General features: G+C 71.9%; 25 protein-coding genes and 2 tRNA genes. 13 read left to right on the top strand and 14 right to left on the bottom strand.

The features are described from left to right. Positions 1-63: 63 nt before the first annotated feature. Both N912_RS57760 and N912_RS66145 read right to left on the bottom strand, forming a co-directional pair. Positions 64-903: an SDR family oxidoreductase gene (locus N912_RS57760; RefSeq protein WP_084211689.1), complete on the bottom strand. Its 840-nt coding sequence runs from the start codon at positions 901-903 to the stop codon at positions 64-66. Positions 904-1020: 117 nt separating this feature from the next. Further along, positions 1021-1377, bottom strand: a complete 357-nt coding sequence (locus tag N912_RS66145; protein WP_028926986.1) for a nuclear transport factor 2 family protein — start codon at positions 1375-1377, stop codon at positions 1021-1023. A gap of 240 nt (positions 1378-1617) precedes the next feature. Here N912_RS66145 and N912_RS0140845 point away from each other — a divergent pair, with 240 nt between their 5' ends. Continuing rightward, positions 1618-2496 (top strand): DMT family transporter, encoded by an 879-nt coding sequence (locus N912_RS0140845; RefSeq protein ID WP_028926985.1) that lies wholly within the window; start codon positions 1618-1620, stop codon positions 2494-2496. On the opposite strand, the gene N912_RS0140840 is transcribed toward N912_RS0140845, so the two are convergent. After that, positions 2493-2882 (bottom strand): hypothetical protein, encoded by a 390-nt coding sequence (locus tag N912_RS0140840; protein ID WP_037069124.1) that lies wholly within the window; start codon positions 2880-2882, stop codon positions 2493-2495. The two genes, N912_RS0140845 and N912_RS0140840, sit on opposite strands and share 4 nt — an antisense overlap. Before the next feature lie 66 nt (positions 2883-2948). Here N912_RS0140840 and N912_RS0140835 point away from each other — a divergent pair, with 66 nt between their 5' ends. The 3 genes from N912_RS0140835 to N912_RS0140825 are packed head-to-tail and all read left to right on the top strand — an operon-like array spanning position 2949 to position 5411. After that, complete coding sequence (locus N912_RS0140835; RefSeq protein WP_028926983.1) at positions 2949-4178, top strand: serine hydrolase domain-containing protein; 1230 nt, start codon at positions 2949-2951, stop codon at positions 4176-4178. Then, positions 4178-4579, top strand: coding sequence for a phage holin family protein (locus N912_RS0140830; protein ID WP_211261573.1), 402 nt, complete (start codon positions 4178-4180; stop codon positions 4577-4579). The genes N912_RS0140835 and N912_RS0140830 overlap by 1 nt, the downstream gene beginning before the upstream one ends. A gap of 1 nt (position 4580) precedes the next feature. Then, positions 4581-5411: an SDR family NAD(P)-dependent oxidoreductase gene (locus N912_RS0140825; protein ID WP_028926981.1), complete on the top strand. Its 831-nt coding sequence runs from the start codon at positions 4581-4583 to the stop codon at positions 5409-5411. 1 nt (position 5412) lies between these two features. Here N912_RS0140825 and N912_RS0140820 read toward each other — a convergent pair whose 3' ends face one another. Continuing rightward, the gene (locus N912_RS0140820; RefSeq protein ID WP_028926980.1) at positions 5413-6729 is read right to left on the bottom strand and encodes a cytochrome P450; all 1317 of its coding nucleotides are present in this window, start codon (positions 6727-6729) and stop codon (positions 5413-5415) included. Between the two features lie 63 nt (positions 6730-6792). After that, complete coding sequence (gene tenA, locus N912_RS0140815; RefSeq protein ID WP_037069122.1) at positions 6793-7464, bottom strand: thiaminase II; 672 nt, start codon at positions 7462-7464, stop codon at positions 6793-6795. Between the two features lie 204 nt (positions 7465-7668). Between tenA and N912_RS0140810 the strand changes: the two genes are divergently transcribed. Next, positions 7669-7887: a hypothetical protein gene (locus N912_RS0140810; RefSeq protein WP_245645783.1), complete on the top strand. Its 219-nt coding sequence runs from the start codon at positions 7669-7671 to the stop codon at positions 7885-7887. A 27-nt stretch (positions 7888-7914) separates the two neighbouring features. Here the strand turns inward: N912_RS0140810 and N912_RS64135 are convergent, their stop codons facing one another. From N912_RS64135 to N912_RS57745, 5 genes are all read right to left on the bottom strand, one after another. Beyond that, on the bottom strand, positions 7915-9261 hold the full coding sequence (locus tag N912_RS64135) for a hypothetical protein (protein ID WP_156994328.1): 1347 nt from the start codon (positions 9259-9261) through the stop codon (positions 7915-7917). Positions 9262-9371: 110 nt separating this feature from the next. Continuing rightward, positions 9372-10982, bottom strand: coding sequence for a class I adenylate-forming enzyme family protein (locus N912_RS0140795; protein ID WP_028926976.1), 1611 nt, complete (start codon positions 10980-10982; stop codon positions 9372-9374). Continuing rightward, complete coding sequence (locus N912_RS0140790) at positions 10979-12262, bottom strand: cytochrome P450 (protein WP_037069119.1); 1284 nt, start codon at positions 12260-12262, stop codon at positions 10979-10981. Before N912_RS0140790 ends, N912_RS0140795 begins: the two co-directional genes overlap by 4 nt. 57 nt (positions 12263-12319) lie before the next feature. Next, complete coding sequence (locus tag N912_RS0140785) at positions 12320-13093, bottom strand: 5-formyltetrahydrofolate cyclo-ligase (protein WP_028926974.1); 774 nt, start codon at positions 13091-13093, stop codon at positions 12320-12322. A 49-nt stretch (positions 13094-13142) separates the two neighbouring features. Beyond that, positions 13143-13703: a tautomerase family protein gene (locus tag N912_RS57745; protein ID WP_084211683.1), complete on the bottom strand. Its 561-nt coding sequence runs from the start codon at positions 13701-13703 to the stop codon at positions 13143-13145. Between the two features lie 170 nt (positions 13704-13873). Here N912_RS57745 and N912_RS0140775 point away from each other — a divergent pair, with 170 nt between their 5' ends. Next, complete coding sequence (locus N912_RS0140775) at positions 13874-15148, top strand: ATP-binding protein (protein WP_028926973.1); 1275 nt, start codon at positions 13874-13876, stop codon at positions 15146-15148. On the opposite strand, the gene N912_RS0140770 is transcribed toward N912_RS0140775, so the two are convergent. Next, positions 15145-16155 carry a TAXI family TRAP transporter solute-binding subunit gene (locus N912_RS0140770; RefSeq protein WP_245645781.1) on the bottom strand — a complete coding sequence of 337 codons (1011 nt, stop codon included), beginning with the start codon at positions 16153-16155 and terminating at the stop codon, positions 15145-15147. The genes N912_RS0140775 and N912_RS0140770 overlap by 4 nt on opposite strands. Positions 16156-16416: 261 nt before the next feature. Next, positions 16417-18189: a metallophosphoesterase gene (locus N912_RS57740; RefSeq protein WP_064745529.1), complete on the bottom strand. Its 1773-nt coding sequence runs from the start codon at positions 18187-18189 to the stop codon at positions 16417-16419. Positions 18190-18350: 161 nt separating this feature from the next. Here N912_RS57740 and N912_RS0140760 point away from each other — a divergent pair. The 5 genes from N912_RS0140760 (at position 18351) to N912_RS0140740 (ending at position 19681) form a co-directional block, all read left to right on the top strand. Continuing rightward, a tRNA-Thr gene (locus N912_RS0140760) sits at positions 18351-18423 on the top strand. A 61-nt stretch (positions 18424-18484) separates the two neighbouring features. Further along, a tRNA-Met gene (locus tag N912_RS0140755) sits at positions 18485-18560 on the top strand. Between the two features lie 43 nt (positions 18561-18603). Further along, entirely contained in the window at positions 18604-18768 is a 165-nt protein-coding gene (rpmG, locus tag N912_RS0140750) for a 50S ribosomal protein L33 (protein WP_028926971.1), read from the top strand. A 32-nt stretch (positions 18769-18800) separates the two neighbouring features. Continuing rightward, positions 18801-19223, top strand: a complete 423-nt coding sequence (locus N912_RS0140745) for an FAS1-like dehydratase domain-containing protein (RefSeq protein ID WP_245645779.1) — start codon at positions 18801-18803, stop codon at positions 19221-19223. After that, positions 19220-19681 carry a MaoC/PaaZ C-terminal domain-containing protein gene (locus N912_RS0140740; protein WP_028926969.1) on the top strand — a complete coding sequence of 154 codons (462 nt, stop codon included), beginning with the start codon at positions 19220-19222 and terminating at the stop codon, positions 19679-19681. Before N912_RS0140745 ends, N912_RS0140740 begins: the two co-directional genes overlap by 4 nt. Here the strand turns inward: N912_RS0140740 and N912_RS0140735 are convergent. After that, positions 19678-20154, bottom strand: coding sequence for a nuclear transport factor 2 family protein (locus N912_RS0140735; protein ID WP_028926968.1), 477 nt, complete (start codon positions 20152-20154; stop codon positions 19678-19680). The two genes, N912_RS0140740 and N912_RS0140735, sit on opposite strands and share 4 nt — an antisense overlap. A gap of 186 nt (positions 20155-20340) precedes the next feature. Here N912_RS0140735 and N912_RS0140730 point away from each other — a divergent pair, with 186 nt between their 5' ends. Together N912_RS0140730 and N912_RS57735 are read left to right on the top strand one after the other, a co-directional pair. Next, a complete protein-coding gene (locus N912_RS0140730) occupies positions 20341-20550 on the top strand; it encodes a hypothetical protein (protein ID WP_028926967.1) in 210 nt (69 codons plus the stop codon). 257 nt (positions 20551-20807) lie between these two features. After that, on the top strand, positions 20808-22517 hold the full coding sequence (locus N912_RS57735; protein ID WP_084211681.1) for a BCCT family transporter: 1710 nt from the start codon (positions 20808-20810) through the stop codon (positions 22515-22517). Positions 22518-22571: 54 nt separating this feature from the next. Here the strand turns inward: N912_RS57735 and N912_RS0140720 are convergent, their stop codons facing one another. Beyond that, positions 22572-23807 carry a pyridoxal phosphate-dependent aminotransferase gene (locus N912_RS0140720; protein ID WP_028926966.1) on the bottom strand — a complete coding sequence of 412 codons (1236 nt, stop codon included), beginning with the start codon at positions 23805-23807 and terminating at the stop codon, positions 22572-22574. Positions 23808-23966: the final 159 nt, after the last annotated feature.

The raw sequence follows: 23966 nt of genomic DNA, 5'->3' as shown, positions 1-23966 counted from the left end.
CACCCGCCCCCCGCGCGTAGGCCCGCGAGTCGGGGTTTTTGTCAGGGTGAGTCGGGGATTTCGTCAGGACGAGCCGGCGGATCCGTCGGCGCGAGTCGGGGTGCCCTCGGCACGGTTCGGGACGTCCGCCATGAGGGGCCAACGCCGGAAACCCGCCTCGGCGTCGATCACCCGGCCGGTGATCGGTGCCGCGTCCGCGCCGAGCAGCATGGCGACCACTCCGGCCGCTTCGTCGGGCGTGTTCCACCGCCCCTTCGGCATCGACCGGCCCACCAGGTCGGCAAGCTCGGGGCCGGACCACCCGGTGTCCGTGGGGCCGGGATTGACGGTGTTCACCGTGACGCCCCGGTCGGCCAGCGCTTCGGAGAGCGTGAGGGTGAGCTGATGCAGGGCGCCCTTGCTGACCGCGTACGGGATCTCGTCGGCCATCGGCCCCAGGTGCTGGCCGGAGGTGAACAGCACCACCCGGCCTTCCGAGCCGGTGAACTGCTCGGCGAACGCCTTGACCAGCAACAGCGTCGCCCGCACGTTCACCGCCCAGCACCTGTCCAGCTCGTCGGCGTCCAGCTCGTCGAGCCGGCCGAGCGAGCTGCGCGCGTGGTTGACCACCAGGGTGTCCACGCCGTCGAACCGCCGCGTCGCCTCGGCCACCAGCTCGGCGGGGGCCTGCGGGCGCTCCAGGTCGTACTCGGCGTGCGCCAGCCGGTCGCCCACACCGCCGAGCTCGGCGAGTACGCCGTCGATCCCGACGGGGTCGGCTCCCCACGGCTGGGTGGCGTCGTGCTGGGTCCAGGACTGGGCGAACACGCTGGCGCCGTCTTCGAGCAGCCGGCGCACGATTGCGAACCCGATGCCGCGCCGCCGGCTCACCCCTGTCACCAGTGCGCGCCTCGGTCTGATCATCCGGCGAGGGTGCCGGAGGGCGCGGGCAGCGGGCAATCGGGTTTGGGTCGCGGATCCCGTCGGCTGACGGAATCCGCGACTCACCCTGACAAAAATCCCGACTCGCGGGCGGTTGGGTCAGGTCTGGGGGACCTTGTCGAGGAAGCCGTAGACGTGGCGGAGGCGGTCGTTTTCGGCTACGGCGACGTCGAAGCCGATGACCAGGGGGTCGGTGGCGCCCGGGGCGGCCAGGTGCCAGTGGAAGCGGGCGGTGTTGTGGTGGGCGTCGGGCTCGCCGGCGAGGGTGAAGGTCAGGCCGGCGAACTGCTGTTGGACGGCGGCGATGGTGGCGTCGATCTGGTCGCGGCCGCGGGCGTCGGCCATGGGGTCGGTGTAGTTGGCATCGGGGGTGTAGAGGGCGTCGATGAGGGCGCGGCGGGCGGTGGGGTCGGTCTCGTTCCAGGCCTCGATGTAGCGCTTGACCAGGGTGTTCACGGTTCCTCCTCGGTGGGTTGACGCGGTCCACGGTGCCAGTCGGAGGTAGTCCGCGCGATTCCCTGGGAGGTAATGGATTCGAGGTCGGGGTAACGTGCACGTCGTGCACCGGTGTTTCCCGATCACCCCGCCGCCCGCCTCCTGAGCGGGCGGATCGGCCGGCACGGTTCTGTCTGAACTGGGCCTTATTTCGGTGTGCCCGCTTCCGCGACCCATTCGTATCCAGTCGCAGGAGCGTTCATGTCTTTGTTTCGAAACGACCTGATGCGGGTCGTTGCCGCCGGGATGCTGTGGGGCACCGGCGGGCTGGCGGGCGCGGTGCTCGGCCGGCTCACCGAGCTGCAGCCGCTGGCCGTGGCCACCTACCGGCTGGCCGGCGGCGGGCTGACGGTGCTCGCGGTGATGGCCCTGACCTCCGGCGTCGCCCCGTTGACCAGGGCCGGGCTGGGGCGGGTGCTTGCCGTGGGCGGGCTGACCGCGTCGTACCAGGCCTGCTATTTCGCGGCGGTCTCGCTCACCTCGGTGGGGGTGGCCACGCTGGTGACGTTGGGTGCGGCGCCGGTGCTGGTGCTCGCGGTGGAGGCGGCGCGGGCCCGGCGGCGGCCGGGGCTGGTGCCGAGCGCGGCGATCGGCCTTGCCGTGCTCGGGCTGGCGCTGCTGCTCGGCGTGCCCGGCGGGTTCGACGGCGGCGCGCTCGCCCTCGGGGCGTCGCTGGCGCTGGTGTCGGCGGCCGGGTTCGCCGCGCTGACGCTGCTGGGGCGCCGGCCGGTGCCCGGGTTGGACGGCCCGGCCACCATCGGGTTCGGGTTCACCGCCGGCGCGGTGATGCTCGGGGTGATCACGGTGCCGGGGGTGGGCGTCGGGTTCGCGCCGACGGCGGCGTCGGTGGGCGTGCTGCTGTTCTTCGCCTGGGTGCCGACGGCGGTGGCCTACGGGCTGTTCTTCACCGGGCTGCGCGGGGTGTCGGCCACCTCGGCGGCGGTGGTCGCGGTGCTCGAACCGGTCACCGCGACGGTGCTCGGCGTGCTGCTGCTCGGCGAGCGGCTCGGGGCGGCCGGCGCGGTGGGCGCCGGATTGCTCTGCGCCGCCGCGGTGGTGGCCGCGCTACGTGCGGGTTAGAACTGGTCCGCGCCGGTGAGCTCGTGCTCGAGCGCATCGGCGCGCTCCACCACCAACCGGAACGGCTGGTCGAACTGGGTGAGCGCCAGGTCGGCCAGCGTGGTGGCGTGCCGCAGCAGCGCCACGCCGTCCACCACGACCACCCCGCCGATCACCGAGCGGCCGGCCAGCTCCAGCAGCTGCTTCAGGTCCACGTCGTCCGCGCGGGCGATCGCGGACTCGATCAGGATCCACTCGGTGCCGTCGGACTCGATGTGGTGCACGGCGACGCGCTGGGTCCGGTCGCCGCTGGTGGGCAGGTGGAACCGGAGCGTCCCGTTGGTCTGTTGGAAGATCTCGTACCGCACCCTGACGTATCCGACCAGGTCGATCCAGGAGGTGGCCACGGCGGCAACTTAGCGCACGGATTTACGGACGGCCGGAGCGGCATAGGGCCGGTAGGGTCAGCGGTCGTGGCCGAGTTGACCCCCGAGATCGATCCCGGCGAGGTCGGAATGGACGCCGATCGGCTGTCCCGGATCGACCAACACTTCGCCCGTTATGTGGACGACGGCCGGCTGGCCGGCTGGTTGGCCCTGGTGACCAGGCGCGGCAAGATCGTGCACCTCGGCGTGCGCGGGCAGCGCGACGTCGAGGCCGGGCTGCCGGTGCAGAGCGACACGCTGTGGCGCATCTACTCGATGTCCAAGCCGGTCACCTCGGTGGCTGCGATGATCCTGGTCGAGGAGGGGCGCCTGGAGCTCAACGACCCGATCGCGCGGTACATCCCGGAGTTCGCCGACATGCGGGTGTACGCCAAGGGCTCGGCGCTCAAGCCGGCCACCGTGCCCGCGACCGAGCCGATCCGGCTCTGGCACCTGCTCACCCACACCTCCGGGCTGACCTACGGCTTCCTGCACGCGCACCCGGTGGACGAGATCTACCGGCGCGGCGGGTTCGAGTGGGGCAACCCGCGCGGGCTGGACCTGGCCGGCAGCTGCGCGGCGTGGGCCGGCTTCCCGCTGCTGTTCAACCCCGGCACGGAGTGGAACTACTCGGTGGCCACCGACGTGCTCGGCCGGGTCGTCGAGGTGGTCTCCGGGCGGCGGCTGGACGAGTTCTTCGCCGAGCGGATCTTCGACCCGTTGGGCATGACGGAGACGGCGTTCGCGGCCGTCGACCCCGAGCGCCTGGGTGCGCTCTACGGCCCGGACCCGGACACCGGGAAGATCGTGCGCAACGACGCGATGGGCGTCACCGGCACCCGCCAGCCGGCGTGCCTGTCCGGCGGCGGTGGGCTGGTGTCCAGCGCGGCGGACTACCACCGGTTCACCCAGATGCTGCTCGGCGGCGGCGCGCTGGACGGGGCACGCGTGCTGGGCAGCCGCACGCTGGCCTACATGACCCGCAACCACCTGCCCGGCGGCGCCGACCTGGAGAGCTTCGGGCGGCCGATCTTCTCCGAGTCGACGATGGCCGGCACCGGGTTCGGGCTGGGCTTCTCGGTGATCCTGGACGCGGCCGCGACGCGGGTGCTGTCCAGCGAGGGCGAGTTCGCCTGGGGCGGGGCGGCCAGCACGGCGTTCTGGGTGGACCCGGTGCAGGAGCTGACGGCGCTGTTCTTCACGCAACTGCTACCGTCCAGCACTCATCCCATTCGATCTCAGCTGCGTACGCTCGTTTATCAGGCGGTGGTGGACTGATGGCTCTGGTGTTCGCCATCAGGGTGGTGGTCAACGCTGTCGCGTTGTGGGTGGCCACCCTGGTGGTCTCCGGAATCACCCTGGGCGGCTCCGGCGGCGGTGGCAAGATCGGCACGCTGCTGGTGGTCGCGCTGATCTTCGGCCTGGTGAACGCCGTGATCAAACCGGTGGTCAAGACGCTCGGCTGCGCGTTCTACCTGCTCACCCTGGGGCTGATCGGGCTGGTGGTGAACGCGCTGCTGTTCCTGCTGGTCGGCTGGCTGTCCGAGAAGCTCGGGCTGGAGTTCCACGTGGACGGCTTCTGGGCGGGCTTCTGGGGCGCCATCGTGGTCGCGGTGATCGGCTTCGTGCTGCACCTGATCATCCCGGACCGGTTCGACGAGCGCGGGGGCGTCGGCTGAGATGTCCCGGGTCTGGCTGGTTACGGGCGCGAGCAGCGGGTTCGGCAGGGCGATCGCCGAGGTCGCGCTGGACTCCGGGGACACGGTGGTCGGCGCCGCCCGCCGGCCCGGCGCGCTGGGCGACCTGGCCGCCGCGCACCCCGGCCGGGTCGACTCCGTCCAGCTCGACGTCACGGCGCCGGGCGCGGCCGCGGTGGTGGACGACGTGGTGACCCGGCACGGACGGCTGGACGTGCTGGTCAACAACGCCGGCCGGACCCAGGTCGGCGCGCTGGAGGAGACCACCCAGGACGAGCTGCGCTACCTGTTCGACCTGCACTTCTTCGGGCCGGCCGCGCTGACCAAGGCCGTCCTGCCGCACATGCGCCGCCAGGGCGGTGGCGCGGTGGTGCAGATGTCCAGCGTGGGCGGCCAGGTCACGGCGCCCGGGTTCGGCGCGTACTGCGCCACGAAGTTCGCGCTGGAGGGCCTGACCGAGACGCTGGCCCAGGAGGTCGACTTCGGCGTCCGGTTCCTGATCGTGGAACCCGGCGCGTTCCGTACCGGCCTGTTCAACCCCGGATCCGCGTACATGTCCGCGCCGCTGCCCGAGTACGCCGGCACCGTCGGCCCGATCCGCGACTATGTGACCGGCGGGGACGGCTCGCAGGCCGGCGACCCGGCCAAGGCGGCCGCCGCGATCCTGACCGCCCTGAACGCCGACCACACCCCGCTGCGCCTGGTCCTCGGCGCCGACGCCGTGGACGGCATCCGCGGCCGGCTGGACCGGATCGCCGTAGAGCTGGACACCTGGGAGCCGGTGAGCCGGGCCACCGCCTTCGACGAGCCCTGACCTACCGGGCGACCGTCGTCCCGGACAGCTCGGCCGACATCGCCTGGTAGCCGCGCAGGTTCGACGTCGGGCGCCGTCGAGGCTGCCCGACCAGGGTCAGGTCGGGGAACCGCTCGTACAGCCCCCGCAGCGCCACGGTCCCTTCCATCCGTGCCAGCGACGCGCCCAGGCAGTGGTGGATCCCGCTGGAGAACGCCAGGTGCTTGCCCGCGTTCGGCCGCGTCACGTCGAACCGTGCGGCGTCCTCGAAGACCTGAGGGTCACGGTTCGTCCCGGCGAGGGAGATGACGACTATCTCGTCGCGGCGGATCCGGACGCCGGCCACCTCGGTGTCGCGCAGCGCCCGCCGCGCGGTGCGGGAGACCGGGGAGTCGAAGCGGAGGATCTCGTCCACCGCGGTGGGCCACAGGTCGGGCCGCTCGGCCAGCAGGGCGCGCTGGTCGGGGTGCTCCTCCAGCAGGGCGATGCCGTTGGCGATCAGGTTCACGGTGGTCTCGAAGCCGGCGGCGAGCACGAGCATGCTGGTGGCCAGCAGCTCGGTCTCGTTGAGGCCCTCGTTGTCCGCGTCCGAGGCGGTGACCAGCTGGGACAGGATGTCCTCGCCGGGCGAGCGGCGCAGCGTGTCGAAGTGGCCGCGCAGCCAGTCCAGCAGGCTGTCGATGCCGCGCTGGGCGCGGGCGAACGCGCGCCGGTCCAGCCCCAGGTCCAGCGAGCTGGCCGCGTCGTCGCCCCAGGCCAGGAACCGCTCGCGCATCGACGTCGGCGCGCCGAGGATCTCGCAGATCACGATCACCGGCAGCGGCGCGGCGTAGGCCTGCACCAGGTCCACCGGGCCGCTCGCGCCGTTCGCGGGGAGGTCGTCGAGCAGCTCGGCGGCGATCTGCTCGGCGCGCTCGCGCAGCGCGTTGACGGCCTTGACGGTGAACGCGCGGGTGACCAGCTTGCGGTAGCGGCTGTGCTCGGGAGGGTCCGAAGCGAGCATGGACGGCGGCTCGATCACGCTGCGCGCGGACTGCGGCGCCATCCAGTGCAGCACCTGGCGGACCGAGCGGGGCGCGCCGCCGTAGGACGCGGTGCCGAAGTCGTCCGAGCGCAGCACCTCGGTGCCGATGTCGTGGTGCACGGTGAGCTTGCCGGTCAGCGCGTTCGTGAACGGGTACTCCGCGCGCAGCCGCTCCAGGTGCGGATACGGGTTCGCCCGCATCGCCGGGTCCATCAGCAGCCGGGCGTTCAGGTTGCCGCGCCGCGCCTCGCGCCGCAGCACCGTCCGCGCCAGCCCGTGTGTCGACAGCCACCTGACGGTGTCCGGAACCCGCATGCGCGCCTCCCCGTTCCCGATCGTTACGTACACCGTACGTCCGGGCGCGGGGAAACGACAGGATCAGATCGGCCAGGCCTCGCGGCGGTAGCCGGCGTCCCAGAACATCCACTCGTACCGCGACGTGGTGACGAAGTGCTCGCGGACGCGGTCCAGCTCGTCGGGCGCGAGCGTGGGGCCGATGCGGTCGGTGAGGGTGAGCACGGCGTTCACCACCGACTGGTACTCCTCGCCGCCGTACATCGAGATCCACCGCGCGTACAGCGGGTCCGGCGAGGAGCGGGCGAGCAGCTCGTCGCCGACCCTGGCGTAGATCCAGTAGCACGGCAGCACCGCGCCCAACCCCTCGGCGAACGAACCGCCGTGCACGGTGGCCAACAGGTAGCTGACGTACGCCCTGGTCGTCGGGGCGACAGGAGCGGCCGACTCGTCCGAAGAGGAACCCAGTGCCGAGGCCAGCTCGGCGTGCATCTGCTGCTCGGCCGCGATCGCGCCGGCGGCGTGCTCGGCGAACATGACGGTGTCCTGCTCGGTCGGGGCCTTGGCCGCGCACACCGCCAGCGCGCGGGCGTAGCCGCGCAGGTAGTGCGCGTCCTGGACGATGAAATGCCGGAACGACTCGGCCGGCAGGGACCCGTCGGTCAGCCCGGTGAGGAACGGGTGGGCCAGTACTGCCTGGTAGATGTGCTCGATGTCGGCCCAGAGGCGAGCGGACAGCGGTTCCGAGGAGGCCATGGTCAGCAACGGTAGGCGACGCCGGCGGGCGCCTGCTCGCCGAGCGGGGAGTTCCGGTTCGGCCGCCGGCTCGTTGAGCCAGGAGTGAGTCGCTCGTCTCACGACGGTAGGTAGACCCGATTCCTGGGTAACCATGAATGCTTCGGGGAGCGCGCCTCAGTGCCGAGCCGCCGCCGAAGTTCTCCACCAGGCGGAGGTGCTGACATGAGCATGCAGGTTCCGATGGACCACCACGAGCGGATGCGGTTGCGCGCGGCCGCGTTCCGGGCCACCCGGGTGTACCCCGGTCCGGTCGGCGAGCTGCTGTCCCGCGAGCTGCTGTCCTGGGAAGAGTTCGGCTACCGGCTCGGCTCCCAGGGACTGATCATGGGGATCGTGGACGCGGTGATGAGCGCGGAGGTCCAGCAGTCCGACGCGGCTTGACGGCGGTGCCTCGGCCGGTCGCCGAGGTCAGTCGTTGCGGCGCTTCTTGTTGCTGTCGGACTTGTCGTCCTTCTTCGAGTTCGACTCGGACTTCTTGGTGGTCTTGGTCGTCTTCGTGGTCGGGACCTGGACCGGTTCCCGACGGATCGTCCGGGCCGGGGGTTTCGGCACCGGCTTGACGGCGACCGGCGTCGGCGCGGGCGCGACCGGCGCCGGGGTGGGTGGCGGGGCGGCCTGAGTGGCGGCCGGCTCGGGCGTGGGCGCGAGCGGCTGGGACAGCGCGTTGTCGGCGGACGCGTTCTGCTCGGCGGCCGGGGGCTGCGGGGTCACCATCGGAACCGGGATGTCGACGGGCGAGTTGGCCCGCACCGTGCCGATGAGCAGGCCGCCGGCGATCGCGACCACACCGGCGAGAAGCCATGCCAGTTTGCGGTTCGCCTGGGATGTCGCCACATCGGCGGCGCGCGGCCGCTCGGGTGCGGCCTCGAAGTGGCGAGCGGGGATCGGTTCGCGGATGACGGGGATCTTAGCGGTGGGCTGGCCGTCCCAGTCAGGGTCGGGTCCCTTTGGGCGCTCGGGTTGGGCCGGCGGGTTGGCGGCGTTGTCGCTGGTGCGAACGGGTGGGGCGTGTGCGCTGGGTGGGATCGGGACGGCGGTGGTCCGTGCCGAGGCGGCGTCGACCGAGTCGTGGTCGTCGTCGTCGTTGTTGGCGTTGGCGTTGGCGTTGGCCGGCGGCCTCGAGGCGTTCGCCCGGGCTCGTTCCTCGGCGATCTTGGCGTTCGCGCTCGCGGCGCGCGTTGGGCTCGGCGCGGACTTGAGGGTCGCGGTGGCCTCGGTGCTCGCGGCGGGCTTGGCGTTCGCGGTGGGCTTCGCGGTGGGCTTGGCGTCCGCGCCGGACTCGGGGCTCGTGGCGGGCTTGACGTTCGCGGTGGCCTCGGCGTTCGCGGTGGGCTTGGCGTTCGCCTTGGCCTTGGCGTTCGCCTTGGGTTTGGAGGGGGCCTTCGGTGTGGAGGTCGCCTTGGGTGTGGAGGTCGGCGCGGCGTCGGTGTCTGGCCCGCTCGGCTCGGGCTCGCCCTTGTCCGCGGCGGCCGCGGCGGAGGAGGGCTTGGCGCTGCCGGGAGTGGTGCCGTTCGTGACGGGCTTGCTCGCGCCGGTCGAGGGCTCGTTCGAGGGCTCGTTCGAGGACAATGCCTTGGTCGACGAGGTGCGCTCGGCCGCCGGCCTGGGAGCCCGCCGCTCGGCGTCCGAAGGAGCCTGCTCCGACGAGCCGTCGCGTCCCTCGGTGTCCCCGTCCTTCTCGCCTGGCGTAATGATCCCCGGGAGGTCGGAAAGATCCAGCCGCCCGTCCGTCCCCCGCGCCTTCTCGTTAGCCATCGACTCTGCCGCCCCCGGTTGTCGTCAGACCCGGCGAGCCGAGCCTATCTAACGCGAGCAGCTTCCACCGTCTCATGATGGCGGTGCGCAGCGATACACGGGGGCCGCCGTCAAGTCAACAGAGATCTCAACTCTCGTTTGAGAACCTTGCCCGCCGCGGACACCGGGATCGCGTCGACCAGGCGAATCTCCCTGATCTTCTTGTACGGAACCAGCTCGGCGTTGACCGCCTCCCGCAACTTCTCCGGATCGATCCCGTCGCCGACCACGAACGCCACCGGCAGCTCGCCGACCGCCGGGTCGGGCCGCCCCACCACGGCCACCGCCCGCACCCCCGGCTGGGCGAACAGCCGCTCCTCCAGCTCGCGCGGGTACACGTTGTAGCCCTTGTAGAGCAGCATGTCCTTCTTGCGGTCCACGATCGAGAGGTAGCCGTCCTCGTCCAGCACGCCGATGTCGCCGGTGTGCAGCCAGCCGTCCACCAGCGCGGCGGCGGTCTCCTCCGGCCGGTCCAGGTACCCGGCCATCACCTGCGGCCCGCGCACGCACACCTCGCCGTGCTCGCCCACCGGCAGTGGCTCCTCCGACCCCTCCGCAACGAGCTTGACCTGCGTGTTCGCCACCGGAAGCCCGACCGTGCCGACCTTGCGCACCGCCGAGCGGGCGGCCGGGCCCGCGGTCGCTCCCATGGTCACCTCGGTCAGCCCGTACCCCTCACCGACCACCGTGTCCTCGCCCAGCCGGGCGCGCAACGCCTTGATCAGCTCGACGGCCAGCGGCGCCGCCCCCGAGGTGATGCCCAGCACACTGGAGAGGTCCCGGGTGGCGAAGTCCGGATGCGCGACCAGCGCGGCGAACAGCGGCGGCGCGCCGGTCATCGTGGTGACCCGGAACCGCTCGGCGTCGGCGAGGTAACGCTCGGGGTCGAACCGCGCGTGCAGCACCTGGGTCAGGCCGGTGAGCATCGGAACGTTCAGCCCGCCGATCGTGCCCATGGCGTGGAACCACGGTGTGAGGTTGATCGCGATGCCGGTGCCGAGCCGCCCGGGGTACTCCTCGGCGGAGCCGACCTGGTCCAGCCAGAGCCCGCCGTCCGCATCCAGCTTCGGCACCGAGCCGGAGCCCCAGAAGGCGTACTGCAGCGCGTTCACCACCACGTTGCGGTGCGGGATCCGCACGCCCTTGGAGCGGCCGGTGGTGCCGCCGGTGTAGGCCAGGTGGGCGAGGTCGCGGTGGATGTCGATGTCCACCGCCGGGCGGGTGGCCGGCTGACCGTCCAGGAACCGCTCGAAGTCCTCGCCGGCCAGCACGACGCGCCGCACCGAGGTCTGGGCCTGTATCGCCGCGAGCGCCTTCGACGCCGGGTCGAAGCTGACCGCGAGCACCGCGCCGGAGTCGGCAAGCTGGGCGGCCAGGTCGGCCGGCGGCAGCAGCGGGTTCGCCGGGGTGAACGTGGCGCCGGAGAGCAGGATGCCGTGGTAGGCGACGGCGAACTCGGGGCCGTTCGCCAGGTGGACGGCCACCACGTCGCCCCGGCCGACCCCCTCGGCGCCCAGCGCGTGCGCGAACCGGCAGGCCCGCCGGTACAGCTCGGCGAAGCTCAGCTCCTCGCCGTCGCGGTGCAGCGCCGCCCGGTCGCCCCAGCGCGCCGCCGCGCCGGCCAGCACCGCGCCGGCGGGAACCTCGGGGACGTCCAGGCTTGCCGGCGAGCTGACGATCACTTCGCGACTCCAGGGGTGAAGGCGACGGGCAGCCGCTTGATGCCGTTGATGAACGCGGACTTGAGCCGGGTCGGCTCGGCGGTGGCGTGGATGTCCGGGATCCGGGTGAGCAGCTCGCGGAACATCACGGTGATCTCCCGGCGGGCCAGGTGCGCGCCCAGGCAGAAGTGCGGGCCGGGGCCGCCGAAGCCGATGTGCGGGTTGGGTGAGCGGCGGACGTCGAATCGTTCGGGGTGGTCGAAGTGGGCCGGGTCGCGGTTGGCCGCCCAGTAGAACATCAGCACCTTGTCGTCGGGCTCGAGCCGCTGCCCGTTCAGCACGGCCGGCTCGGCGAGGGTGCGCCGCATGAAGATCACCGGCGAGGCCCAGCGGACGATCTCCTCCACGGCGGTGGGGGTGACGCCGTCCAGGTCGGCCAGCCAGGCGGCGCGCTGCTCGGGGTGCTTGGTCAGCAGCTCGATGCCCCAGCTGATCGCGTTGCGGGTGGTCTCGTTGCCGGCGACCACGAGCAGGATGAAGAACGAGGCCAGCTCGTCCGGGGTCAGGGACTCGCCGTCGATCTCGGCGTTGGTGAGCTTGGAGATCAGGTCGTCGGTGGGCTTCTCGGCGCGCAGCTTGGCCAGCCCGCGCACCAGGTCGGCCATGTCCTTCCCGGCGTCCAGCAGCGCCTGGATGATGTTGTCCTTGTCCGGCACGTACTCCGGGTCCTGCACGCCGAGGATCACGTTCGTGGTGTCGAAGACGAACCGGTGCTGGCTGGCCGGGATGCCCATCATGTCGCAGATGATCGTCAGCGGCAGCCGCGCGGAGATGTCCGCGACCGCGTCGCACTCGCCCGACTCGATCACCTCGTCGACGATCCGGGTGGCCACCCGGGAGACGTTCTCGGTGAGCGCGTCCAGCATCTTCGGCGTGAACCCCCGCGACACGATCCGCCGCAGCCGGGCGTGCCTCGGATCGTCCATATTGATCATCGAACCGTAGAACTCGCGGAACTCGACGGGCTGGTCCACCGCGCCGGTCGCGCCCTTGCCCGAGATGTAGACCCCCGGCGTGCGGCTGGCGGTGACGATGTCGTCCAGCTTGGTCAGCGCGTAGTAGCCCGGCCCCTGCGGCAGGAACGCGAGCTGGGGCTCGGCGTAGAACGGCAGGCCGGGGCCCTCGCGCAGCACGTCGAACGCCGCGTGCCGGTAGTCGATCGGCTTGGCCCAGAACGACTCGATGTCCGAGAGGTCGATGCTCGCCGGGTCGATGTCCGTGGTGGTCGGCTGCGCGCTCATGGGCCTACCCTGCCCGGAAACTGTGACCCGCGCCATCCGCCAAACGTACGGTGTACGTCACGTGACGTGAGGGCGCAGCGCGCGCAGCAGCGGGATCGCGGCGATCTTCTCCTCGGTCAGCTCGGACCACCTGATGCCGCCATCGGGGCGTTGCGTGCGGGCGGTGCGGCAGTCGATCACGCGATCCGGGGTGACGATCAGGTCGACGGGCGCGTCGTGCGCGCTGGTGGGCACCGCGCCGGGCGGGCGGACCTGCAGCTCGTGCACGGTGGTCACGACCAGGGTGTCCGGCCCGATCAGCCCGGCCTCGCGGGCGAGCGCGAACTCCAGGTCGGCGAACCCGCCGCCCTTGCCCAGCCGCGCGCCGTCCTCGCCGACCGCCACGCACCCGCTGACCACCAGGTCGACCGGCTCCAGCGCGGTGACCGGGACCCGGCGCGCCGACCTGGTGGCCCCCGAGATGGACGCCGACCTGCGCGGGGTGTCGGCGAGGTCGTCCGGGTCGAGCAGGAAGAACGGGTCGTCCTCGGCGAGCCGGGGCACGGCCATGTAGACGGTCTTGCCGTCCTCCAGCGCGCGCTGGCGCACCGGCAGCTGCGCGGAGTCCGGGTTGGCCTTCACCGTCCGCGCGGCCCGCCAGAACTCGGTGTCGCGCAGCCGCTGCGCCGCCCGCTCGGCGCCGACGAAGTTGGAGATCCGGTTGCGGGCGCCGGGGAACCGCGACGCCTTGGCCTCGGTCAGCGCCGTCCAGACCCGCTCGCGCAGCTCGGCCTTGGCGGCGAGCAGCTCCGGGTCACCGCCCGCATCGTGGTCGTGCCGTCGTCCGCGCACGAACGGTGACCTTAGGACGGGGGGCCGGGCGAGCGCCGCCGGGTCGGGATCACGCCTCCGGTGGTGACCAGCCGTACTTGCGGATCAGCTCCTCGTCGAGCAGTTGCATCTTCCCGCCGCCGAGGGACCAGTCCTCCCGCTCGGACTCCTGCAGCAGGATCACCACATCGTCCGGTCGCACGCCGACTTCGGACAGGTTGGCCACGATCGTCTGGTAGAGCGCGAGCTTCATGTCCCGGGTCCGCCCGCTGGTGAGTCTGATCTCCACCACCACCGGATCGCGCCGATCACCGTCGAGGAAGTGGCGGTCCACGTGGAAGGCGCTGGCCGGTTGCGCGTCGATGATCTGGAACCGGTCGTCCTGGGGGACGCCGATGGCGCTGACCAGCGCGCGGCGCACGCCTTCGCCGACGGCCGCGCGCGTCGGTTCGGGACGGTCCGTACTCAACGTGATCCGGACGAACGGCATGGAAACCCCTTCGGTGGCTACTTCGCCGACTGTCGTAATGCCCTCAGTCTCAGGTAGCGCTCCGGCGGAGCAATAGTCAAGACCTTTGAACCGCAGGCCGGGAAGAACGCTCGATGTCGCGGCCGGGCCGGTGATCCACATCCCACCGAGGTTCTCGTCGCGCTCCCCGGCCCGCGACCACCGTGCCGGCAACGGAGCGACGAGCGTGCCACGTCACAAGCGACCAGCGTGCCAGCACCCAGGCGACCAACGTGCCAGCACCAGTGCGACCAACGTGCCACCACAGCCTCTCTGTCTGCGATGATGTGCGGATGGTCGGCCTGGGCAGCACACCCCTCGGACACGTGCTCCCTCGTCGCGCCGCCTCGTCGGTGGCGGACGCGCTCGGCGACACCCGGGTGGTCCTGGTGACCGGCGCCCGCCAGTGCGGCAAGAGCACCCTGGTACGGGTGCTGGCCACGGGCCGGCGGGCCGAGTGGCGCAACCTCGACGCCGCGGCGGCCAGGCAGGCGGCGCGGGCCGACCCGAGCGGGTTCGTCGACTCCGAGGACCTGATGGTCATCGACGAGATCCAGCGCGCGCCCGAGCTGCTGCTGTCGATCAAGGAGCAGGTGGACGCCGACCCGAGGCCGGGACGCTACCTGCTCACCGGCTCGGCGCGGGTGCTCGGCCTGCGCGCGCTGCCCGACACGCTGCCCGGACGCACCGAGACCATCGAGCTGTGGCCGTTCTCCCAGGGAGAGATCGACGGCACCGGGGACGGCTTCGTGGACGCCGCCTTCGACGACGGCCCGCTCAGCCACGCCAGCACCAGAACCCGCCGCGAGTACGCCGAGCGGGTAGTGCGGGGCGGCTTCCCGGAGTCCGTGGCGCGGACCAACCCCAGGCGGCGCGAGCGGTTCCTCGACTCGTACGTCGCGGATCTCGTCGCGCGGGACGTCAGCCAGTTGTCCGAGATCGAGCGCCCGGCCCAGATGCGCGCGCTGCTGCGGCTGCTGGCCGCCCGCTCCGCCCAGCCGCTGGTCGGCAACGCGCTGAGCAACGACCTGCGGCTGTCCGCGCGGACCGTGCACCGCTACCTGGGGCTGCTGGACGAGGTCTTCCTGATCAAGCGGATCCCCGCCTGGTCGCGCAACATCTCCAGCAGGGCCGTCGGCACCCCCAAGCTCGCCTTCGTGGACTCCGGCGTCGCGGCCAACCTGCTCGGCGTCGATGCGAGGTCGCTGACCCGGCCGGGCGCGCCGTTCGGCCAGTTGCTGGAGGCGTTCGTGCTGATGGAGCTCGCGCGCCAGCTGACGTGGGCGCGGCGCCGGGTCGAGCTGTTCCACTACCGGACCAAGGACGGCACCGAGGTCGACGCCGTGCTCGAGGACCGGCGGGGGCGGGTGGTCGGCATCGAGGTGAAGGCGTCCTCGACGGTGCGCGCCGAGGATTTCCGAGGCCTGCGGCACCTCGCCGATCGCCTCGGCGACGACTTCGTGGCCGGATACGTGCTCTACACCGGCGGCCAGACGCTCCCGTTCGGGCCCCGGCTGCGCGCCGTGCCGGTCGCCGCGCTCTGGGAGCTCCCGACCCCGGACGGCTAGCGCGTGCCCAGCATGTCCAGCGCGCGCCGGGCGCCGGGGTGCAGCGGCACCGGCTCGGTGCGCCGGGCGTTGGCCTGCTTGATCTCCCTGGCCGCCGGGTTGGCCGCCGCCAGCTCTGCGGTGTGCTGGTAGAGCGCCCTGGTCAGCGCGCAGGCCAGGCCGGCGTCCATGTCGGCGGCGACCAGCAGCAGGTTGGGCACCACGATCGCCTGGGTGTTCGCCGCGCCGGGGTAGGTGGCGCCGGGGATGGTGGCCACCTGGTACGCCGCGCTGCTCCGGTGCAGGGCGGCCAGCTGCGGGGCGGTGTCCAGCAGCTTGACCTTCCCGCGCAGGCCGGTGAACAGGGTGGTGATGCCCGGCGTGGGCAGCCCGCCGGAGAAGAACAGCGCGTCCACCGAGCCCGACCTCATGCCGTCCACGCTCGCCGCCAGGTCCAGCCGCCGGACCTTGACGTCCCGCGCCGGGTCGAGGCCGGCCGCGGCCAGCACGCGCTCTGCGACCAGCTCGGTCCCCGACCCCGGCGAACCGGTGGACACCCGCCGGCCGCGCAGCTCGACCACCGAGTTGATGCCGGTGTCCGCGCGGGCCACGACCTGGGTGTAGTTGGGGTAGAGCCGGCCGAGCGCGGCGATCCGCTGCGGTCTGCCCCGGAACGCGCCGACGCCGTTGACCGCGTCGGCCGCCGCGTCCGCCACCGCGAACGCCACCTGGTGCCGGCCCTCGGCGAGGTCCTGGATGTTCTGCACCGACGCGCCGGTCTGGGTCGCGCTGGCCCGCACCTTGTTCTCGGTGGCCTGGGTGAGCAGCTCGGCGAGGCGGGTGCCGAGCACGTCGTACACCCCGCCGGCGTTCCCGGTCGCGATCGTGATCGTGGTGTCGGCCGGCGCCTCGCAGCCCCCGCTCGCGTTCTGTGCCGGAGCCGTGTCCTGGCGCCCGCCGCACCCGGTCAGCGCGCTACCGACCAACGTGGCGAGCAACATGACGGCCAGCGCACGCGCATACCTCACCGGCGACACCTCCTCAGGTGCGCCAACACTCGTGCTCATGGGGTCGCCCGAGCAACGGCCGGAGCCGAACCGCGCCCGACTTGTGTGCCGTCGGTTACCGACCGCGCCCGGGCCGAACGGCGCCAGCGAGCTGGCCGAGATGGCCTGAGCACTGGCGACCCCGTTCGAGCAGTGGTGGTCCGCGCACCCCGCCCACAGTTACCGCAGCTCAGAACCCGTGAGTGGTGAGCGTTGCTATGACAACGCTAACCACTCACGGGGTTAAGCGGGCACGGACAGGCCGCTCGGGGTGCGCTGCCAACCACCGAGCGCCGACGCCTTGGCGCCCGTGCGCCGGACCAGGGTCACGGCGTCGATCTCCTGCCCGGTGTCGCTGATCGCGCGCACGGTCATGGTGGAGTCGGTGCCGGGCGCGCCGGGGACCACGTCCACCGCGAGCAGCGCGTAGTCCAGGTAGCGGGCCTGCGACCAGTCGACGGTCTCCGGCGTCTCCGCGCCGTCCGCAGTGTTGACGAAGCTGGCCACCACGGTGCCGCTGTCCGGGCCGGGGTTGCCCCGGTAGCGGTCGGTCTCGCCGGCCTGCCAGGAGTACCGGGGCCGCCCGCCGGAACCGACGCAGATGTACGTGGTCCCGTCGGTGGCCGGGCGCACGGTGGCCCCGTCCGGCGCGGCGGTGACCGTGCGCCCGCCCCGGATCGGGTTGGTCCGCTCGTACTGGTGGTTGTGCCCCTGGACCACGAGGTCCACGGCGAACTCGTCGAACAGCGGCGCGAGCGTCGAGCGCACCCCGCCGTCGGAGGCGTGCGACTTGCTGGTCGCGTACGCGCAGTGGTGGAAGAACGCCACGATGAAGTCGATGCCGGGGTCCGCGCGCAGCGCGGCCAGCGTCTGGCGCACCCAGGTCGCCTGCGCGCCGCCGCTGTAGCCGGCGTTGGTGGTGATCTCGGTGGACAGGTCGTTCGCGTCCAGGCTGAGCACGCCCACGTTGGAGTAGCGGAACGAGTACACCGACGGGCAGTTGCCAGGGCCGGTCCTCGGCAGGTCCAGCCGGGCCAGGTGGCCGCCGTAGCCGTGGGTCGCCCCGCCCGGCGCCCGGTTGTCGTCGTAGACGGCCTCCATGTCGTGGTTGCCGGTGGCGAACATCCACGGCGTGGTGGCCGCGCTGGCCTCGATGCTGGCGAAGTACGCCGTCCAGGTGGTCGGGTCGAAGTTGTCGAAGCCCTGGTCGGCGTCCTTGGGCGCCACGTTGCGGATCGGCTCGCCGTCGCCGCTCGGGTCCGCGTAGCAGATGTCCCCGGCCAGCAGGTGGAACGCCGGCTGCCGCCTCGCCACCAGCCCGACCAGCGAGGTCGCCGGCGCGGGCGTGCGGCGGGTGTCGTCGGGCTTGTAGTAGTCGTCGGAGAACCCCGGCGCCGCCGTGTTCACCCCCTGGTCGCCGAACGCGGTGAAGCCGAACGGCTCGCGCGCGCCCGGCGCGGTGCGGAACACGGCGTCCGGCGTGGTCGCCCCGCCGGGCAGCCGGAACCGGTAGTGGTAGCGCTGGCCGGGGGCCAGCGAGCCGGCCAGCCCGTGCACGAAGAACTGGTCGGCGGCCCGGATCGAGCCGTCGCCCTGCGGCACCGTGCTGACCAGCTCGCGCACCTCGGCCTCGATGGTCGTGCCGTAGCTCGCGTCCGCCCCGACGTCGATCAGCACCTTGCCGGCGGGCTTCGCGGTGAGCTCGCCGGCGATGGCCATCTGCCGGCCGGGGTCGGCGCCGAACGACAGGTGCCTCCCGGTCACGGCCGGCGGCGCCCCCGACGGCGCGGTCCCGGCCGAACCGCACGCCGCGAGCGCCGACCCGAGCCCGGACGCCAGCCCCAGCCCGGCCAGCCCACCGGCCGCCCCCCGCAGCGCGGCGCGGCGGCTCACCGGCCGCGCGCGCACGAACCGGCGCACCCAGTCGCGCTGCTCGCCGACGCTCATGTGCATGGCCAGCGCGGCGGGCACACCGACGCCGGGTGTCTCGCCGGGCGGGTTGATCGGTCGCGTCATAGCTGCATCGTCGCCACACCACTCCCCGCTGTCAGCCGCGCCCCAGTGAACGCTGGGTGAACCCCGCCGGCGCCGAGCGTGGACCCCGCCGACGGAAGGCGCTCGCGGGGTTGTGTAGCATCGACAGGGCTTCGGCGGGGGCATCCCCGTCAGGCCGACCTGCCCCTTTAGCTCAGTCGGCAGAGCGTCTCCATGGTAAGGAGAAGGTCTACGGTTCGATTCCGTAAAGGGGCTCGGTGCTCGGATGGGTCACCTGACCCGGCACCCGGGCGAACGGGTCACATGTGATCCGTACGGCGGTGTAGCTCAGTCGGTAGAGCAAGCGGCTCATAATCGCTGTGTCGCCGGTTCAAGTCCGGCCACCGCTACCAGGCCAGCAACAGGCCGACCGACATATTCGAGCAGGAGACACCAGTGGCCGCCACCGACGTTCGTCCGAAGATCACCTTGGCGTGCGAGGTGTGCAAGCACCGCAACTACATCACCAAGAAGAACCGGCGGAACAACCCCGACCGGTTGACCATGAAGAAGTACTGCCCGAACTGCAACGCGCACCAGGCGCACCGCGAGACCCGCTGACGCGGCCGGGCGTGCCCCTCGACGAGTCGTACGTGGGCAGGGCTTTCGACTCGCCGCCCTACCAGGTGGCCAGGGAGAAGGTCCGCGACTTCGCCACCGCCGTCGGCGAGCGCGACCCCCGCTGTCACGACGTGGCAGCCGCCCGCGCGGCCGGCTACCCGGACCTGGTGGCCCCGCCGACGTTCCCGGTGGTGTTCACCATGCCCCGGATCGAGGCGCTGCTGCGCGACCCGGGCTTCGGCTGGCGCTTCGAGGGGACCGTGCACGGCGACCAGAAGATCGCCTTCCACCGGCCGGTGCACGCCGGCGACGAGCTGGTGACCACCGTGCACGTGGAGTCGCTGCGCACCCGCGCCGGCACCCACATGCTCACGCTGCGCTGCACCTGCGCGACGGTCGAGGGCGAGCCGGTGTGCGACACCGAGGCGCTGCTGCTCAGCCAGGCGGACTCGTGACCGAGTACACCGAAGGCACCGAGCTGCCCGCCCTGGAGGTGCGGCTGAGCCGGACCGACCTGGTGCGCTACGCCGGCGCGTCCGGCGACTTCAACCCGATCCACTGGAGCGACCGGGTGGCCGGCGGCGTCGGCCTTCCCGGCGTGGTGGCGCACGGCATGCTCACCATGGCGCTGGGCGGGCGGCTGGTCACGGACTGGGTGGGCGACCCGGGCGCCGTGCTGTCCTACCAGGTGCGGTTCACCAGGCCGATCCCGGTTCCGGACGTGGTGGACGGCGTTGACGACACCGCCGACGACACCGCCGACGACGGCCGCGCGCTGGTCGAGCTGTCCGGGAAGCTGGTCTCGGTCGCCGTGGACGGCGAGGGCCGCACCGGCAAGGTGAACATCGTGGCCCGCGCCGGCGGCCAGTCCGTGCTCGGCAGGGCCACCGCGGTGGTCAGGCTCCCGAACTAAGCCCACCGGTTCGCGGTCAGCCGGTAGCTCGGCATGTCGTCCAGCGAGAACGTGGCCTCGTAGGTCCGCTGGTACCCGGTGTGCGCGATCCGCCAGCCGCCGTCCGCGCACCGGCGGTACCGGTCCTCGTAGAACGCCGCGCCCTCGATCACCACCCGATGCCCCGGCGCGATCACGATGTCCCGCAGCGCCCACGTCCCGACCGCGGCGTCGCCGTCGACGTCGATCTCGGGCTGCCCCGCCTGGTGCACCGTGATGATCTCCGGCCCGAGGTTGGACCGCATGAAGTCGACGACCTCCTCGCGCCCGGTGAAGCGAAGCGGCGCGCCGGCGGACGGGGTGCCGTAGTCGGTGGTGGCGTCCGGAGTCAGCGTGTCCGCCAGCTCGTCCCAGAGCTTCTGGTCCACGCAGCGCAGGTACCTGTGCTTGAGCCGGCGAATCTCTTCCAGGGCGACCAGCGCGACCAGATCCATGGCGCACAGTGTTCACCCGCGCCGGCCGCCAATCAAGAACACGTTCTACTTCGTGCCCGAGGCCCCGGCCGCGACCGGGTGAACGGCAGGGGTCGACCGCGCGACGTGCGGCGCGGGACCGTTGCACAAGCGGACCGTCCCCGCCATGCTGCCGTCATATCTGATCCGCAACGGAAAGGGGCCGTCGTGAACTTCGGGAAGCTGGTGGACAAGGCGTGGGAGGACAAGACCGCCGAGGAGATCCTGGCCGCGCCGCCCTCCGCGCTGGAAGGCCTCACCCCCGCGCACGATGAGAAGCTCGCCGAGTTCGGCATCAAGACGATCGGCCAGCTCGCCAACTGGAAGTACGCCCGGCGGGCCCGTGCGCTGGCCGACCTCGCGGACACCGACAAGTAGTACTCGCCACACCAACGCCCGACCGAGGGCACCGGGAGGTTGCTTCCGGTTGCCCTCGGTCGGGCGTTGTGTTGTCCTCGGGGTGAACTAAATGATCAACCCGAGAAGTAGAGGTCCTTGACGGTGTTGCGGATGACGCGCCATGATGCGCGATTAGAAAAACCGCTGATGTATCAGTTGGTCACCCGTCACGTCACCCAGCGCCGAGGGACGAGCCGGAAGGGGGAAGGTTCCGGCATTGGCCGGGGCCACCACGCATGACTGTCGCGGATTCCGAACACCACGACCATCGGCCGACGCTCGCGCCGGAGTCGCCACCGGGCGCGCCCGAGCCGCCGGAGCCGAAAGCGGACCAGGAGCACCCCACCGACCGCTGGGTGTTCGGCGTGTCCGCCGTGCTGGTGCTGGCGTTCATCGCCTGGGGCGTGGCGAGCACCAGCTCGCTCAGCGCCGTCAGCACGGCGGTGCTCAACGGCGTGATGCACGGCGGCGGCTGGGCGTTCGTGCTGGCCGCCACCGGGTTCGTGGTGTTCGCGCTGTACCTGGCCGCGAGCAGGTACGGGCGGATCCCGCTCGGCCGCGACGACGAGGGCCCGGAGTTCCGCACGTCCTCGTGGGTGGCGATGATGTTCAGCGCCGGCATGGGCATCGGCCTGATGTTCTACGGCGTGAACGAGCCGCTCACCCACTTCACCAAGCCGCCGCCGGGAACCGTGCCGGGCGGCTCGAGCGGCGCGCTGGACGTGGCGATGGCCACCACGCTGTTCCACTGGACGCTGCACCCGTGGGCCATCTACGCGGTGGTCGGGCTGGCCATCGCGTACGGCACCTTCCGCCGCGGCCGCTCGCTGCTGATCAGCAGCGCGTTCGGCCCGCTGTTCGGCGCGAAGCGCACCGAGGGCCCGCTGGGCAAGGCCATCGACATCCTGGCCATCTTCGCCACCCTGTTCGGCTCGGCGGCCTCGCTGGGCCTGGGTGCGCTGCAGATCGGCGGCGGGCTGCGCGCCGGCGGGTTCATGGAGCAGGCCGGCACCACCCTGCTGGTGACCGTCATCGTGGTGCTGACCATCGCGTTCATCGCCTCCGCCGTGACCGGGGTCGCGAAGGGCATCCAGTGGCTGTCCAACGTCAACATGGTGCTGGCGGCGATGCTGGCGGTCTTCGTGTTCGTGGCCGGCCCGACCATCCTGATCCTGAACCTGCTGCCCACGGCCATCGGCGACTACTTCCGAGAGCTGGCCGAGATGTCCGCCCGCACGGCGGCCAGCGGCGGCGACGCCATGGAGACCTGGCTGTCCGGCTGGACGGTCTTCTACTGGGCCTGGTGGATCTCCTGGACGCCGTTCGTGGGCATGTTCATCGCCCGGATCAGCCGGGGCCGCACCATCAAGCAGTTCGTGGTCGGCGTGATCCTCATCCCGAGCCTGGTCAGCCTGATCTGGTTCGCCATCTTCGGCGGCGCCGCGATCTCCATCCAGCGCGCCGGCACCGACCTCGCCTCCCGCACCGAGGAGGAACAGCTGTTCGGCGTGCTCTACCACTACCCGCTCGGCGCGGTGCTCGGCGTGGTGGCGATGATCCTGGTGGCCATCTTCTTCGTGTCCGGCGCGGACGCCGCCTCGGTGGTGATGGGCACGCTGTCCCAGCGCGGCTCGATCCATCCGGGCCGTGGCGTGGTCATCTTCTGGGGCACCGTGATGGGCGTGATCGCCGTGATCATGCTGCTCGTCGGCGGGGACGAGGCGCTGAACGGCATCAAGAACATAACGATCATCTCGGCGGCGCCGTTCGCCATCGTCATGGTGCTGTTGTGCGTGGCGCTGGCCAAGGACCTGCGCAGCGACCCGCTGGTGCAGCGGGTGGACAGGTCGCAGGAGAAGGTGGAGAGCGCCGTGACCTACGGGCATCGCAAGTACGGCGAGGACTTCCACCTGAGCGTGGAACCGAAGAACGGCAACAACAGCTGACACCCGTGAGTGGCTAGGGGTGCTATGGCGCCCCTAGCCACTCACGGGTCCGCGTCAGCGCATCTCGGCGAGCAGCGCGCCCATCCGCTCGACGCCGGTGCGCAGGTCGTCGTCGCCGAGCGCGTAGGACAGCCGCAGGTAGCCGGGCGTGCCGAAGGCCTCGCCGGGAACGGCGGCCACCTCGGCGTGCTCCAGGATGAGCGCGGCCAGCTCGACGCTGGTGGCCGGGCGCTGGCCGCGCAGCTCCTTGCCGAGCAGCTCGCGCACGGAGGGGTAGACGTAGAAGGCGCCGTGCGGGGTCGGGCAGTTCACGCCCGGGATGGCGGAGAGCAGCTCGACGATCGTCCGCCGGCGCCTGTCGAACGCCGCGCGCATCTCGGCCACCGCGTCCAGCGGCCCGGACACCGCCTCCAGGGCCGCCCGCTGGGACACGTTCGCCACGTTCGAGCACAGGTGCGACTGCAGGTTGCTCGCGGCCTTGATCACGTCCGTGGGCCCGACCATCCAGCCGACTCGCCAGCCGGTCATGGCGTACGTCTTGGCCACGCCGTTGACCACCACGCACCGGTCCGCCAGCTCGGGCACCGCGACCGGCATGGACACGTGCTGGACGCCGTCGTAGACCAGGTGCTCGTAGATCTCGTCGGTGATCACCCAGATGTTGTTCTCGACGGCCCAGCGGCCGATCTCGGCGACCAGCTCGGGCGGCGCCACCGCGCCGGTCGGGTTGGACGGCGAGCACCACAGCAGCGCCTTGGTGCGCTCGGTGCGGGCGGCCTCCAGGTCGGCCACCGAGGGCAGGTAGCCGGACGTGTCGTCGGTGGTCACCACCGTCGCGGTGGCGCCGGCCAGCGCGATCGCCTCCGGGTACGTGGTCCAGTACGGGGCCGGCAGCAGCACCTCGTCGCCGGGGTCGAGCAGGGTGGCGAAGGTCTGGTAGACGGCCTGCTTGCCGCCGTTGGTGACGATCACCTGGTTGGCGGCGATCTGGTACCCGGAGTCGCGCGCGGTCTTGGCCACGATGGCCTCTTTGAGCTCGGGCAGGCCGGCGGCCGGGGTGTAGCGGTGGTTGCGCGGGTCCGCGCAGGCGGCCTGGGCGGCTGCCACGATGTGCGCCGGGGTCGGGAAGTCCGGCTCGCCCGCGCCGAAGCCGATCACCGGCCGGCCGGCCGCCTTGAGCGCCTTGGCCTTGGAGTCCACCGCCAGCGTGGCGGACTCGGCGATGCCGCCGATGCGCGCCGAGACGCGGGCTCGTTCGGTCGTGTGTGGTGCGGTGCTCGCGGAGGACATCCGTTCATCCTGTCAAACCCCGCCGGGGCCGGTATCGGCCCACCTCAGGTCCTGCTCGGGGCGCGGCTGACCGGCGCGGTTGGGAGCGCCGGTTCGCGGTGCCGTACACTCGCCAACGGCTGGCACGGTGTTGACTTGATGGTCAGCTACGCCGTGTCA

This window comes from Actinospineispora acaciae DSM 45401 (assembly GCF_000620785.1).
Classification (GTDB): Bacteria; Actinomycetota; Actinomycetes; order Mycobacteriales; family Pseudonocardiaceae; genus Pseudonocardia; species Pseudonocardia acaciae.
Note: the sequence above shows the minus strand (reverse complement) of the source record. Positions and strands in the feature narration are given on the sequence as shown.